Raw genomic sequence first — 13357 nt, forward strand, 5'->3', positions numbered from 1 at the left:
TCAGTCCTCTCTACCCAGGATCAGGCCGCTGGTGGGCACGGCGGTGCCCGCGGTCACCAGCACGTTGCCGATGCCGTCCGGTTGTGTCGTCGACGTTCCGCGGATCAGGCGAACTGCCTCGGCGATGCCGTTGACGCCGTGCAGGTAGGCCTCGCCGATCTGGCCGCCGTGGGTGTTCGCCGGGAGTCGGCCGCCGACCTCGAGATTACCGTCCCGGATGAAGTCCTTCGCCTCGCCGGGATCGCAGAAACCCAGTTCCTCCAGTTGCGGGAGGACGAGCGGGGTGAAGTGGTCGTAGAGGATCGCCGCCGAGATGTTGTCGGGCGCGAGACCGCTCTGCCCGTAGAGTTGCCTGCCCACGAGGCCCATTTCGGGTATTCCGGTGATGTCGGGCCGGTAGTAGCTGGCCATCATGTGCTGGTCCTTGCCGGAGCCCTGCGCGGCTGCCTTGACGATCGCCGGGATGGTGCGGAGGTCCTTGGCGCGTTCGGCGGAGACGACGACGAGGGCCTGGCCGCCGTCGGTTTCCTGGCAGCAGTCCAGCAGGTGCAGCGGTTCGGCGATCCACCGCGACTTCTGGTGGTCGTCGAGGGTGATGGGCCGCCCGTGGAACCAGGCGGCCGGGTTGTCGGCGGCGTGCTTACGTGCGACGACCGCGACCCGGCCGAAGTCCTCACTCGTGGCGCCGTACCGATGCATGTACCGGCGGGCGAACATCGCCACCCACTGGGCCGGCGTCGACAGTCCCTGCGGGGTCAGCCAGGCGTACGCCGCCCGGTCCGCAGTGCTGTCCATCGGGCGGTCGTGCTGCCCGAGTCCGTACCGCACACCGGACCGTTCGTTGAAGGCGCGGTAGCAGACGACGACGTCGGCGATGCCCGTCGCCACGGCCATCGCCGCCTGCTGGACGGTGGCGCACGCGGCGCCGCCGCCGTACCCGATGCGGGAGAAGAACTTCAGCTCGCCGATGCCCGTGTTGCGGGCGACGAGCACCTCCCCGTTGGTCTCGGCGGTGTACGTGGACAGTCCGTCGACCTCGGACGGGTCGATGCCCGCGTCGGCGAGTGCGGCGACGATCGCCTCGCACGCCAGTTGCAGTTCGCTGCGCCCGGAGTTCTTGGAGAATTCGGTGGCGCCGATACCGACGATGGCGGCGGCGCCCGACAGGGGGCTGGTCACAGGTCTCCTCGTGCAGGCCAGGCGACGACGACGGTGCCGGTGACGTGATCACCGAGGCTGTTCGCGCCGCGGACCTTCACGGTCACCAGGCCGTCGTCCTTCTCGATCACCTCACCGGTCAGGGTCATCACGTCGCCGGGGTAGTTGGGGGCACCGAGCCGCACCGCGATCCGGCGCAACGACGCCCGCGGGCCGGCCCAGTCGGTGACGAACCGTCCCACCAGCCCGTTGGTGGTGAGGATGTTCATGAACACATCCTTCGACCCTCTCGCCACCGCGAGTGCCGGGTCGTGGTGGACGTCCTGGAAGTCGCGGGTGGCGAGGGCGGTGGCGACGATCAGGGTGCGGGTCAGGGGGATCGTCAGCTCCGGCAGGTTCTCGCCGACGGCGACGTCCCCGTAGCCGCGGGCGGTGTCGACGGCTGCGGTCATGCGACCACCTCGACGCCGGCCGCCAGCTGCGCACCCAGACGTGCCAGGTCGGAACTCGCGCCGCCGAGAGTGGCGGCGAGTTGCTTGCCCCACAGCAGGTGCCGGTGCACCGGGTAGTCGGTGTCGACTCCGATTCCGCCGTGCACGTGCTGGGTGCGGTGAACCACGCGCTGACCGCCGTCGGTGGCCCACCACTTGGCCACCAGCACCGCGGTTCCCGGATCCTCGCCGTTCGCGAGGAGCCAGACGGCCTGCCACAATGTGACGCGCATGGCCTCGAGGTCGATGTAGCAGTCCGCGAGCTGATGGGTCACGGCCTGGAACGTCGCGAGCGGGCGGCCGAACTGGGTGCGGCCGTTGAGATACGTGACGGCCTGACGCACGGCACCCTCGCCCACCCCGAGCTGCGCGGCCGCGAGCGCGAGTTCCACCCGCTCGAGCAGCCACCGGACAGCGGTACCGTCCGCCGGACCGACCGGTTCCGCCGGGGCGGCGTCGAAGGTCAGGTTCGCGCAGATTTCGCGCGTGGTCGACTCCGCCTGCTGCGCAGTCACTCCCACCGCGTCCGGATCCACCAGGAACAACGCCGGACCGGTGTCGGTGGTCGCGGAGACGAGGACGCGCTCGGCGACGTGCGCCACCGGGACCGCGGCCTTGGCACCGTGCACCTGCCACCCACCGTCCACCTCGATCGCCGTCGTCGACGGTTCGCCCGCGACGTACGGTCCGAACTCCTCGAGCCCGACGGTGAGGATCAGGCTGCCGTCGGCGGCGGACGGCACGAGGGCTTCCCGCTGCTGCCGCGTCCCGAATTCGCTGATCGCGAGCGCGCCGAGGACGTGCGGCCACACCGGTACCGGCGCCACGTGCCTGCCCTGTTCCTCGAGCAGGACGTACAGTTCGGCGAGCCCCGTGCCGCCGCCCCCGAGGTGCTCGGGCAGGGCGATGCCGAGCAATCCCGTGCCGGCCAGTTCGCGCCACAGTTCCCGGTCGATCCGTTCGGCCGAGGACTCGACCTCCGTGATCCTCTCGGGCCGCGACCTGGCGGCGAACACGTCCGCGGCCAGTCCGCGGACCGCTTCCTGTTCCTCGCTGAATGTGAAGTCCATCAGTGTTCCTCCGATGCTGCGGGCCGGAATGCGGGAAGTGTGAGTTCCGGGTCGGCGTCGATCCAGTCCAGTTCCACCGGCATCCCGATGTGCACATCCGCGGGTTCGACACCCGTCATGTTGGCGATCAGCCGGGTGCCCTCCTCGAGTTCGATCACCGCGACGATCAGTGGGTAGTCGAAGGCGTCGATCTTCGGATGGTGATTGACGACGAACGTGTAGACGATGCCCCGCCCCGACGCGTCGACGGTGTCCCATTCGGTGGAGCGGCACTCCCCGCACATCGGTCCGGTCGGGTGCCGCAGCACACCGCAGGTGACGCACCGCTGGATGACGAGGCGGTGCTCGCGCGCGGCCGCGAACCAGAAGGCGTTGTCGTCGTTGAGTGCAGGCCGCGGACGCAGGGCGCGCGGTGCCGGGCGTTCGGCGGGCCGGAAGCGCAGGGTCCGCCACCGCTGCGTGCCGACGACCTCACCGTCGCCGGTGCGGTACGTCTTGAGGGTGGTGACGAAATGTCCGGCGCCGAGGCCCGTCTGCTTCTCCGCGGACACGGACTCGACCACCTCGGTCATGTTCACCCGGTCACCGGGGCGGAGTTCGGCGAAGAACTCCTGATCGGAATCGGTGGCGACGACGGACGTGAATCCCGCCTCGTCGAGCGTGGCGATCAATTCGGTCCACACGGCCGACGGGTCGGCGCCGGGCGGGTGCCACGGCGCCGTCGCGGCCGGTGGCGCGTGCGGAGTTGTCGTCGAGATAGACGGGGTTCGTATCGCCCATCGACTCGACCCAGTGCCGGATCATCGGCGTGTTCACGGGATCGGGACCCCAGGTGGCCGGAACGATCGTCCGTCCCTCGAAGGCGCGCAGCCGGGCGAGGAGTTCGCTCATTTCACCCTCTTCTCACGGACGAGTCCGAGGCCGAGGGTGCCCACCATGTCGCGGAGCACCTCGTTGACGCCGCCGCCGAACGTGTTGACCACGCTCTGCCGGGAGATCTGTTCGATCTGACCGGCGAGGATCGCGCCCGGTGAGCCCGGACGCAGCCGCCCGGCGGCGCCGAGGATCCCGAGCAGCGTGCGATAGACCTCGACATGGGTTTCGGTGCCGTACGTCTTGGTGGCACCGGCGTCCGCCCCCGACAACGCATCCCGCGCGACGGCCGCGGTCATCTTCCAGTTCAGCAGTCGCATCGCCTCGAGCTTCGCGTGAGTGCGCGCGAAATCCGTCTGCACCCACGGGATGTCGAGGACACCGTTCTCCCGGGCCCAGTCGAGGACCTGGTGCCACAGCCCGAGTGTACGTCCGCCCAGCGCCGCGAGCCCGATGCGTTCGTGGTTGAGTTGCGCGGTGATCAGCTGCCACCCGCCGTGGACGTCGCCCACGACGTCCTGATCGCCGACCCGGATCCCGCTGTAGTACGTCGACGTGACGGTCAGCCCTCCCACGGTGTGGATCGGCGACCAGCTGAAGCCGGGATCGTCGGTGGGAACGATGAGGATCGAGATGCCCTTGTGCTTGGATGCATTTGCATCGGTGCGGCACGCCAGCCACACGTAGTCGGCCGTGTTGGCGCCACTGGTGAAGACCTTGTTGCCGTCGACAACCCAGGTGTCCCCGTCGCGCACGGCCCGGGTCTGCAGGGACGCGAGGTCGGTGCCGGCCTCCGGTTCGGTGTAGCCGATGGCGAAGACGATGTCGCCGGCGAGGATGCCGGGGAGGAACCGCGCCTTCTGCTCCTCGGTGCCGTACTTCATCAGGGTGGGGCCGACGGTGTTGACGGTGACGAACGGGAACGGCAACCCGGCCCTCTGCACCTCGTCGAAGAACACGAACTGGTCTTCGATCGACCGTCCCTGCCCGCCGTATTCCACGGGCCATCCGATACCCAGCCAGCCGTCCTTGCCCAGCAGTCGCACGATGTCGCGAAAATGCTCGCCGCCGACACCCTCCTCACCCGCGACGCGCCGCTTCTCTTCCGGCAGCAGCGCCGCGAAGTAGGCGCGCAGCTCCCGCCGGAGTTCCCGCTGCGCGGGCGATTCCCTCAGATCCATCGGCGTTCTCCTCAAACGTGTGCGTGGCTGTCGCCACGTGTGTTCTGGACGCTAGCCAGCGCTCCCCCGCCTCACTGCCGATGTCTCGGTCAGCGGGAGGTGGTTGTCGCCGGTGCCGAATGTCCGCTGGAATGGTCGGATGGCCACCGGATTCGCTCTCACCGAACTCACCGCCCGCTATGCCCGAGCCGTCGACCGGCGCGAGGCGGCAACGCTCGCGTCGTTGTTCGACCCCGACGCGACGTTCGTCCTCCCGCCGGCCTTGACGGGCACCGGCACAGCATCCGAACTCCGCGGCGGCGACGTGCTCGCGTCCGCCGTCGTGGACGCGGTCTCGCATCTGCAGTCGACCCGGCACGTCGTCCACCAGCAGGTGATCGACGTGGACGGGTCGACGGCGTCGGGTGAGACCTACTGCACCGCGCATCACGTCTACTCCGGCCGAAACGGCTACCGTGACAACCGGATCGCGCTGCGATACCACGACCGGTATGTGCTCGGCGACACCGGCTGGCGGTTCTCCCGGCGCGAACTGATCGTCGACTTCAGCGAGGACGTGCCGGTCACCGTGCCGGACTGAGCCCCAACCTGGCCGAGCACTCGGCCATCTCGTCGATGACCTGGTCGAGCGACTGCACGTTCCGGGACGCCGACAGCACGAGCCGATTCGCGCCCAGTTCCCGGGACCGGTCGAGTGTGGCCTCGTCCAGCCGCGGCAGCGTGGCACCCAGCACGAGGTCGACGTCGGCGGGATCGCGGCCGGCGTCCGCCGCCGCCGCCCGCATCCGGGAGATCGCCCGGTCCAGGTCGTCGCCGGCCAGGCCGAGCGGCTGGAAGCCGTCACCCAGCCGCCCGGCCCGTCGTGCGGCCGCCGGGCTGTGTCCGCCGATGTAGAGCGGCACTCCCGAATCCCGGTGGGGTTTGGGCCAGCTCTGGGCGCCGCGGAAGGAGAAGTGTTCGCCCGCGAAGTCGACGGCGGTGGTGCCCGACCACAGCGCCCGCATCACCGCGATCGCCTCGTCGGCGACCGCGCCGCGCCGGTCGAAGTCGCCGCCGCAGGCCTCGATCTCCTCGCGCATCCAGCCGAGACCGAGGCAGATGCGGAGGCGCCCCGCGGACAGCCGGTCCAGGGTGGCGAGGCGTTTCGCCAGCACCACCGGGTGGTGGTTGGGCAGCACCAGCACGCCCGTCGCGAGACCCAGGGTCGTGGTGGCGCCGGCGACGAACGACAGCAGTTCCAGCGGGTCCGGCAGGCTGCAGTCATCGGGCAGGTGCGACTTCCCGGTGGGCGAGTACGGATAGGCACTCGCCGTGTCCGCGATGACGACCGAATGCTCGACGGCGGAGATCTCGTCGAATCCGAGCGATTCGGCGGCCCTCGCGAATTCGAGTATCCATTCGGGCTCGCCCGCCCGTCCCAGTTCGACGGGAACCACCACACCCAGTTTCATGTCACCCTCACCGTCACACGTGCAGGAATCGTTGCCGGCCGTGCGTGTGGAACTCCTGCTCCAGCGCGGCCTGCTCACTGTCGGTCATCTCGTGGTACTCGGGAACACCGCGTCCCACCCACCGGAAGACCGGATCGTCGCAACGCCAGCGCTGTTCCTGCAGCGTTCGTTTGAGCACCTTGTTCGATCCCGTCACCGGCAGGTCCGTCGACACCCGGACGAAGCGGGGAGCGGCCTTCGTACCCAGGTCGTCCTGGCTGCGGAGGAACGCGGCGAACTCCGCCGGATCGAAATCGGTCGGATCCGACACCTCGACGGCGGCCATCACCTGATCGCCCGACCGCGGGTCGGGGACGGCGTACACGCCGGTGGCGACCACCTTGGGGTGGCGGCGCAGAATCCGCTCCACCATCAACGCCGAGGTGTTCTCCCCGTCCACCCGGATCCAGTCGCCCTTCCGGCCGGCGAAGTAGATGAAGCCGGCCTCGTCGATGTACCCGAGGTCGCCCGTCCAGTACCAGCCGTGCCGGATGCGGTCCGCGATCGCGTCCTCGTTCTTGTAGTAGCCCTCGAATCGCGCCGCGCCGGCCTTGTCGACCATTTCGCCGATCGCCTCGTCCGGGTTGAGTACGCGACCGTGCTCGTCGAGCCGCGCCCGGGCCTTCTCCGCGCGGGTGTCGGGGTCGACGATGACGATGTTCTCGTTCGCGGGTCTGCCGAGCGCACCCTCGGGGGCGTCGGGGTCGAGCGTCACCGAACCGGCGCCTTCGCTCGAGCCGTACCCTTCGTACAGTTCGGCGCCGAACCGGCGGACGAATTCGGTCTTGTCCTCCGGGGAGGCCTCGGTCCCGAAACCGCGGACGAGCGTGTTGTCACGGTCGTCGGGTTGCTCCGGGGTGGCCATCAGGTACGCCAGCGCCTTGCCGACGTAGGTGAAGAATGTGGCGCCGAAGAACCGGACGTCGGGCAGGAACCCGGACGCGGAGAACTTGCGCGGCAGGCAGACGGTGGCGCCGTTGGCGAGTGCGGGCGCCCACAGCGCCATCAGCGCGTTGCCGTGGAACAGCGGCATGCAGCAGTAGTCGACGTCCTCCCGCACGTGGCCGTACTTCGCGGTGTTCGAGTACGCCAGCCGGGCGAGCCGGCCCTGACTGCACCGCACCGCCTTCGACGTGCCGGTGGTGCCGGACGTGAAGAGCAGCAGGAACAGGGTCGACGCGTCGATCGCGGGATCCTCCACCGGATTCGCGACCGCGTGGGCCGCGACGCGTTCGGCGTAGGCCGGGTCGTCGACGAGCAGGAAACGGTCGTCGGACAGCCCGAGGTCGAGACCGGCGAGCTGTGCCTTCCCCGCGGTGTCCGTGACGATCAGCTGGCAGTCGACGTACCGGATCTCGGCTTCGAGTTCCGCCCCGCGCCGCGTCGGGTTGATGCCGACGATCGTGGCTCCGGCGAGCGCGGCACCGCCCAGCCAGAACAGGAACTCGGGGGTGTTCTCGAGTAGCACGCCGATGTGGAACGGCCCCTCTGTCCGCAGCGAGGATGCGACCGCGCCGCATGCCGCACTCTCGTGGACCACCTCGTCCCACGTCCAATCCCGTTCCCGGGTACGGACTCCCAGCCTGTCGTCACCCAGCCGGTCGAGCAGCATCTCGGCGATCGTGGTGCGTTCCAACTCCATCTCTCCTGTCGACACGGTATGCACGCTCACGGCACGCGGAGCACGCAGTGGGTGCCACCGTAGATGGCCGTCATGCACTTGTTGCAGTGAATGCACAGACCGGGGTTGTGGGTCTCCTCCGTGATCCGGTTGACGAGGTCGGGTTCCCGCAGGAGTGCCCGTGCGACGGCCACGAACTGGAATCCTTCCTCCATCGCCAGGTCCATGGTCGCCTTGCCGGTGATGCCACCGAGTAGGACGAGCGGCATCGTCACGGCGGCTCTGATCTGGCGGGCGTCCTCGAGGAGGTAGGCGTCGCGGTAGGGGTATTCCTTCAGGAAGTGCTTGCCGACCAACCGGATTCCCAGTTTCGTCGGCTGCGGCATGACGGCGGCGAACTCACGGAGCGGCGCGTCGCCTTTGAACAGGTACATCGGGTTCAGCAGCGAACTGCCCGCGGTGAGCTCGAGCGCGTCCAGCGAACCGTCCTGCTCGAGCCATTGCGCCACCTGGATCGCCTCGTCCACCCAGAAGCCCCCGGGCACACCGTCGTCCATGTTCAGCTTGGCGAGGATCGCGATCCTGTCCCCCACGGCGTCGCGTACGGCGCGGGCGGTCTCGAGCGCGAACCGGGCGCGGTTCGCCAGTGATCCGCCGTACTCGTCCGTGCGCTTGTTGACCTTCGGGCTGAGAAAGGAGCTGATCAGGTAGTTGTGGCCGAAATGGATCTCCACGGCGTCGAACCCCGACTCCACCGCGCGGCGAGCCGCGTCGGCGTGTGCCTCGACGATCCGGGCGATATCTGCCGCAGTCGCCGGCTTGGAGAAGTTCTGGGTGGTCATCCGGAACGCGCGGGACGGGCCCAGCGCGGGATACCCGATGTACTTCGCGGCCGCGACCGGTCCCGCGTGGCCGATCTGCGCCGACACTGCCGCGCCCTCGTCGTGGATGGCGTCGGTCAGCTTCCGCAGGCCCGGCATCGTCTCGTCGGTCCACTGGATCTGGCCCGGCGACGTCCGGCCGTCGGGGGCGACGGCGCAGTACGCGACCGTCGTCATACCGACGCCCCCGGCGGCGGGTTGCCGATGGAATTCGATGAGCTCGTCGGTGACCAGACCCTTCGGAGTCAGCCCCTCGTACGTCGCTGCCTTGATCACGCGATTGCGCAGAGTGATCGGCCCGAGCTTGGCCGGGGCGAGCGGATCGACCTTCACTGTGGGCGGGTCGAGATCTATCGTCATAGTGTTCCTCCAGCTGCGATTCGCTGTCGAACGTAATGGCGCCGGGACGTCACGGATCGCGGCAGTCTCGCTGAGTGGTAACCACGTCCGGGCGCCCGTCACGGCGTGCCATGTTGTGTCGGTACGAGTGCCCGAGGACGAAAGGTCGCCTTGATGACTGCCCCTACAGATCCACAGTTGCACCTGGATCAGGTGATGTCGCGTCTCACCGGACCCGGTGGACGGTTCGAGCTCGTCGAGGAGGCTGTGCTCGGCACCCGGATGCCGGTGATGAAGAACCGTGGACGCTCGGTCGGCGAACTCCTCACCACGTCGCTCCGGTGGGGCGACCGCGACTACCTCGTCACCGCCGACCGCAGGCTGTCGTACACCGAGCACGCCGCGGCGGTCGCGGCCCTGGCGACGGCGCTGCGCGAGGACCACGGCGTCGGCAAGGGCGACCGAGTGGCGATCCTGGCCGCGAACACCCCCGAGTGGGTGATCGCATTCTGGGCCACGCAGGTTCTCGGCGCCATCAGTGTCGGATTGAACGGCTGGTGGGTTCCGCGGGAAGTCGAGTACGGGCTCGCCCACAGTCGCCCGAGCGTGGTGATCGCCGACGCGAAACGCGCCGAGACGCTCACCGCCGTCAGCACCGATCTCCCCGTCCTCACGATGGAGGACGATCTGCCTGCGATCTTCGCGCGGTACGCGGGATCCCCGATGCCGCACACCGACGTCGACGAGGACGATCCCGCCGCCATCCTCTACACCAGCGGCACGAGCGGCCGGCCCAAGGGTGCGCTTCACTCGCAGCGCAACATCCTGGCCGTCGTCGACTACCACCGCTTCAGCGACGCCGTGGTCGGCGAATTCAGCGGACGGCCCGTCGATCCGGCGGTACCGAGCCCGCTGCGCTACCTCCTGACCTCTCCCCTGTTCCACATCGCGAGCCTGCACAATCTGGTGATTCCGCGGCTGGCGACCGGCGGTGCCGTCGTCATGTACCAGGGCGGATTCGACGTGGACGCCGTGCTGCGTCTCGTCGAGCGCGAACGCGTCACCAACTGGGGCGCGGTACCCACCATGGCGTCGCGTCTCGTGGAGCACGACGACCTCGACCGGTACGACCTGTCGTCGCTCACCTCGTTCTCGCTGGCGTCCGCACCGTCGTCGGTCGCGTTCAAGGAACGGCTCCGGGAGAAGGTGCCGTTCGCCCGCAACGCGCTCGTGGACAGTTACGGACTCACCGAGTGCAGCACGGCGATCGCCGTCGCCACCGCCCCCGAACTCGAACAGTTCCCGGGCACGCTGGGGCGGCCCATCATCACGGTGAGCATGGAGATCCGCGATCCGTACGGCGAATGGCTGCCCGACGGCGTCGAGGGTGAGGTGTGCGTGCGCAGCCCGTTCGTGATGCTCGGGTACTGGGAGGACGAGGCCGCCACCGCCGCGGCGATCGCCCCCGGCCGGTGGCTCCGGACCGGCGACTACGGACTCGTCGAGAACGGCCGCCTGCGCCTCACCGGGCGGCGCTCGGATCTGATTCTGCGCGGCGGGGAGAACGTGTACCCCACCGAGATCGAGCAGTGCCTCGACGAACACCCCGACGTGCTCGAGTGCGCGGTGATCGGGTCGCCCCACGAGGATCTGGGTCAGGAGGTGGCGGCTGTCGTGGTGTTGCGACCGGGTGCCGTGACCACCGAGGCGGAACTGCGCGAGTACGCCGCGGATCGCCTGTCGTATTTCAAGGTCCCGACCCGCTGGCGGATCACCACGGACCTGTTGCCCCGCAATGCGACCGGCAAGATGGCCCGCCGGGACATCACCGTATGAACGCCGCACCACTGTGACATTCGGCGAACACAGACGGCGAACGTCAGCGAATGAGGTTGCCGAGGTCGACGGGAATCTGCGCCCCGGTGATGTATTTCGCCTCGTCGGAACACACCCAGGCGACGACGGCGGCGACGTCCTCCGGCTGGGTGATGCGGTAGGGCAGTGAGTTCTGGTAGATGGAGCCGAGCGTCGACGCGTACCGGGCGATGAGCGGGTGCAGGTCGCGCACCTTCATGCCGGTGTCCACACCCGCCGGGTGCACCGTATTGACGCGGATGCGGTGCTCCCCGAGTTCGTTCGCCATCGTCTTGGCGAGCCCGGTGATGCCATGCTTGGTGGCGACGTAGTGCCCGGTGAACGGCGTGCCCTTCAGCCCGGACACCGAACTCGTGAAAACGACGGCGCCGCCCTCACCCTGTTCGATCAGATGCGGAACCGCCGCCTTCGCGGTGTGGAACGTTCCCGTGAGGTTGACGTCGACCGTCTCCTGCCACTGCTCGGCGGTGATCTCCCACGACAACGCCCCCGAACAGATGCCCGCGTTCGCGATCACGACGTCGAGGCGCCCCAACTGCTCGATGCCGTCGGCGAGGGCGCGCGAGAGTCCGTCGAAATCGCGCACGTCCGCGGTGGCGGCGACGATCCGCCGGCCGGTGGATTCGACGAGCCGGACCGTCTCGGCCAGGTCGTCTTCCGTGGCGCCGGGATAGGCGGTGGACGCGAATTCGGTGCAGGCGTCGATCGCGATGACGTCGGCGCCCTCGGACGCGAACCGGACGGCCTCGGCGCGGCCCTGCCCGCGCGCCGCGCCGGTGACGAAGACGACCTGGTTCTCGAAACGGTCGGGTGAGGTCATTGTCTGTTCCTGATCATTGTCTGCTCCTGATCGGGGTCATCGTGGGCGGGGCACGGTCTTGTCGACGAACAGTCCCTCGACCGAGACGCACACCTCGCCGTCCGCGGTCCGGATGTCGCCGACGGTGGTGATCTTGCGACCGTCGACCGACATCAGCTTCCCGGTCAGGGTGAGTGGTTCGAACAGCGGCGTCGGGCGGTGGTAGCGGGTGCTCAACTGCGCTGTCATGCCGGCTTTTCCACCCCAGGCGTTGGCGACGCCGAGGACGTGATCGAGCAGGAGCGCGGACACGCCGCCGTGGACGTGCCCGGGCGGCCCCTGGTACGGGATGGTCAGCGTGACGGTGCCCCGGACCGATCCGTCGGACAGCCCCTCGAGGACCACGGGCGGCGCGAGCGCGTTCTCGGGTCCGGTGACGGGATCGTGCCGGGTGACGCCCTCGCCGTTCCACATGTCGATCAGCCGCTCGGCGACGGCGGGCGCGTGTTCCTCGAGGTGCTCGGCGATGCTGTTCAGCTCTTCCGCGACGCGGTCGAGGTTGGCGTTGCCGCGATCGGTCCGCAGCAGCGCGTCGACCACGCGCCGGGCGGCCTCGGTCGCCCGGTCGACGGCGGAACCATCGGGCGGTGACGTCAGCACCGTTCCCGACGGGCTGTTCTCGAACGTGGGGTGCGTACCGACGCTCACCCGCTCACCTCCATCGTCGCCTGGGTCAGCACCGGTTGCCCGTCACGGTCGGGGCACGTCGCGCGCAGGGTCAACCGGTCGCCGTCGTACCAGACCGCGGTCTCGACGGTCTCGCCCGGGTACAGCGAGCCCGCGAACCGCACCTCGTAGTGGCGCAGTCGCGTGGGATCGCCGTCCAGCATCCCGTCGACGACGGCCTTGCACACCACACCGTACGACGCGAGCCCGTGCAGGATCGGCCTTTCGAACCCGGCCGCGGCCGCGAATTCGGGGTCCGCGTGCAGCGGGTTGAGGTCGCCGCTGAGCCGGTAGAGCAGGGCCTGCGCCGTCCCGGTGCGCGACACCAGCACCTTGTCGGGTTCGCGGGCCGGCACCGTGGCCACCGACTCAGGTCCCGGGGAGCCGCCGAACCCGCCCTCATCGCGGGCCCAGATCTGCATCCCCGTGGTCCACAACGGGTTCCCGCCCGAGTCGGTGGCCGTCTGTTCGAGCACGATGACGGCAGCCTTGCCCTTGTCCCACACGTCCGCCACCCGCGAGGACACCCGGGCCCCACCTGACGGAGGAATGGGCGCGTGCACGGTGAGCAACTGTCCGCCGTGCAGGATCTTGCGCAGGTCGATGTCGATACCGGGCAGGCCCAGCCCGGACGCCGGTGCGTCGCCGGCCGAGATTCCCTGTCCCGCGACGAGCGCGAACGTCGGCAGCACCTGCAAGTCCTTCTCGTACACCCAGCGCAGTTCCGCGGGGTCCTGGGCGTTCCCGCCGGCGCCGAGTCCGAGGTGGTAGAGCATCACATCACGCTCGGTCCACGCCACGTCACGCACGGCCGGTTCCGCGGTCAGCGCGGCCTTCACGTCGATCGCCATGT

The 13357-nt window shown here is 69.1% G+C and carries 12 protein-coding genes and 1 pseudogene; 2 read left to right on the forward strand and 11 right to left on the reverse strand.

All coding sequences use genetic code 11. The annotated features are described in order from the left end of the window. The 5 genes and pseudogenes from AZG88_RS33740 to AZG88_RS33760 all read right to left on the reverse strand — a co-directional run bounded on the left by AZG88_RS33740 (position 1) and on the right by AZG88_RS33760 (position 4773). Positions 1-1179: a lipid-transfer protein gene (locus tag AZG88_RS33740; protein ID WP_061700287.1), complete on the reverse strand. Its 1179-nt coding sequence runs from the start codon at positions 1177-1179 to the stop codon at positions 1-3. Beyond that, the gene (locus AZG88_RS33745) at positions 1176-1610 is read right to left on the reverse strand and encodes a MaoC family dehydratase (protein WP_061700288.1); all 435 of its coding nucleotides are present in this window, start codon (positions 1608-1610) and stop codon (positions 1176-1178) included. Before AZG88_RS33745 ends, AZG88_RS33740 begins: the two co-directional genes overlap by 4 nt. Then, positions 1607-2719, reverse strand: coding sequence for an acyl-CoA dehydrogenase family protein (locus tag AZG88_RS33750; RefSeq protein ID WP_061700289.1), 1113 nt, complete (start codon positions 2717-2719; stop codon positions 1607-1609). The genes AZG88_RS33745 and AZG88_RS33750 overlap by 4 nt, the downstream gene beginning before the upstream one ends. After that, positions 2719-3610: pseudogene (locus tag AZG88_RS33755) on the reverse strand (bifunctional MaoC family dehydratase N-terminal/OB-fold nucleic acid binding domain-containing protein). The gene AZG88_RS33750 and the pseudogene AZG88_RS33755 overlap by 1 nt, the downstream one beginning before the upstream one ends. After that, positions 3607-4773: an acyl-CoA dehydrogenase family protein gene (locus tag AZG88_RS33760; protein WP_061700290.1), complete on the reverse strand. Its 1167-nt coding sequence runs from the start codon at positions 4771-4773 to the stop codon at positions 3607-3609. The pseudogene AZG88_RS33755 and the gene AZG88_RS33760 overlap by 4 nt, the downstream one beginning before the upstream one ends. 139 nt (positions 4774-4912) lie before the next feature. Between AZG88_RS33760 and AZG88_RS33765 the strand changes: the two genes are divergently transcribed. Next, positions 4913-5353 carry a nuclear transport factor 2 family protein gene (locus AZG88_RS33765; RefSeq protein WP_061041452.1) on the forward strand — a complete coding sequence of 147 codons (441 nt, stop codon included), beginning with the start codon at positions 4913-4915 and terminating at the stop codon, positions 5351-5353. Here AZG88_RS33765 and AZG88_RS33770 read toward each other — a convergent pair. From AZG88_RS33770 to AZG88_RS33780, 3 genes are read right to left on the reverse strand one after another with little or no spacing between them, the layout of a single operon-like run. Further along, positions 5337-6224, reverse strand: coding sequence for an LLM class F420-dependent oxidoreductase (locus tag AZG88_RS33770; RefSeq protein ID WP_061700291.1), 888 nt, complete (start codon positions 6222-6224; stop codon positions 5337-5339). The two genes, AZG88_RS33765 and AZG88_RS33770, sit on opposite strands and share 17 nt — an antisense overlap. Positions 6225-6237: 13 nt before the next feature. Continuing rightward, a complete protein-coding gene (locus AZG88_RS33775) occupies positions 6238-7905 on the reverse strand; it encodes an AMP-binding protein (protein WP_061700292.1) in 1668 nt (555 codons plus the stop codon). A 26-nt stretch (positions 7906-7931) separates the two neighbouring features. After that, positions 7932-9125, reverse strand: coding sequence for an NADH:flavin oxidoreductase (locus AZG88_RS33780; RefSeq protein WP_005238933.1), 1194 nt, complete (start codon positions 9123-9125; stop codon positions 7932-7934). 153 nt (positions 9126-9278) lie between these two features. On the opposite strand from AZG88_RS33780, the gene AZG88_RS33785 reads away from it, so the two are divergent. After that, positions 9279-10940, forward strand: a complete 1662-nt coding sequence (locus AZG88_RS33785; RefSeq protein WP_061700293.1) for a class I adenylate-forming enzyme family protein — start codon at positions 9279-9281, stop codon at positions 10938-10940. Between the two features lie 43 nt (positions 10941-10983). Here AZG88_RS33785 and AZG88_RS33790 read toward each other — a convergent pair whose 3' ends face one another. Genes AZG88_RS33790 through AZG88_RS33800 form a run of 3 tightly spaced genes read right to left on the reverse strand, consistent with a single transcriptional unit; the run spans position 10984 to position 13355 of the window. Further along, positions 10984-11799 carry a mycofactocin-coupled SDR family oxidoreductase gene (locus AZG88_RS33790; RefSeq protein WP_061700294.1) on the reverse strand — a complete coding sequence of 272 codons (816 nt, stop codon included), beginning with the start codon at positions 11797-11799 and terminating at the stop codon, positions 10984-10986. Positions 11800-11835: 36 nt separating this feature from the next. Then, positions 11836-12486, reverse strand: coding sequence for a PaaI family thioesterase (locus AZG88_RS33795; RefSeq protein WP_007300176.1), 651 nt, complete (start codon positions 12484-12486; stop codon positions 11836-11838). Further along, on the reverse strand, positions 12483-13355 hold the full coding sequence (locus AZG88_RS33800) for a MaoC/PaaZ C-terminal domain-containing protein (RefSeq protein WP_005238920.1): 873 nt from the start codon (positions 13353-13355) through the stop codon (positions 12483-12485). The genes AZG88_RS33795 and AZG88_RS33800 overlap by 4 nt, the downstream gene beginning before the upstream one ends. Positions 13356-13357: the final 2 nt, after the last annotated feature.

Origin of the sequence: Rhodococcus sp. LB1, assembly GCF_001583455.1 — a bacterium.
GTDB lineage: Bacteria > Actinomycetota > Actinomycetes > Mycobacteriales > Mycobacteriaceae > Rhodococcus_F > Rhodococcus_F opacus.

Excerpts from the sequence above, each read along its gene's own strand:
- AZG88_RS33775 (WP_061700292.1), bottom strand. The coding sequence starts at position 7,905 with ATGGAGTTGGAACGCACCACGATCGCCGAGATGCTGCTCGACCGGCTG.
- AZG88_RS33745 (WP_061700288.1), bottom strand. The coding sequence starts at position 1,610 with ATGACCGCAGCCGTCGACACCGCCCGCGGCTACGGGGACGTCGCCGTC.
- AZG88_RS33780 (WP_005238933.1), bottom strand. The coding sequence starts at position 9,125 with ATGACGATAGATCTCGACCCGCCCACAGTGAAGGTCGATCCGCTCGCC.
- AZG88_RS33765 (WP_061041452.1), top strand. The coding sequence starts at position 4,913 with ATGGCCACCGGATTCGCTCTCACCGAACTCACCGCCCGCTATGCCCGA.
- AZG88_RS33800 (WP_005238920.1), bottom strand. The coding sequence starts at position 13,355 with ATGGCGATCGACGTGAAGGCCGCGCTGACCGCGGAACCGGCCGTGCGT.
- AZG88_RS33770 (WP_061700291.1), bottom strand. The coding sequence starts at position 6,224 with ATGAAACTGGGTGTGGTGGTTCCCGTCGAACTGGGACGGGCGGGCGAG.
- AZG88_RS33785 (WP_061700293.1), top strand. The coding sequence starts at position 9,279 with ATGACTGCCCCTACAGATCCACAGTTGCACCTGGATCAGGTGATGTCG.
- AZG88_RS33760 (WP_061700290.1), bottom strand. The coding sequence starts at position 4,773 with ATGGATCTGAGGGAATCGCCCGCGCAGCGGGAACTCCGGCGGGAGCTG.
- AZG88_RS33750 (WP_061700289.1), bottom strand. The coding sequence starts at position 2,719 with ATGGACTTCACATTCAGCGAGGAACAGGAAGCGGTCCGCGGACTGGCC.
- AZG88_RS33790 (WP_061700294.1), bottom strand. The coding sequence starts at position 11,799 with ATGACCTCACCCGACCGTTTCGAGAACCAGGTCGTCTTCGTCACCGGC.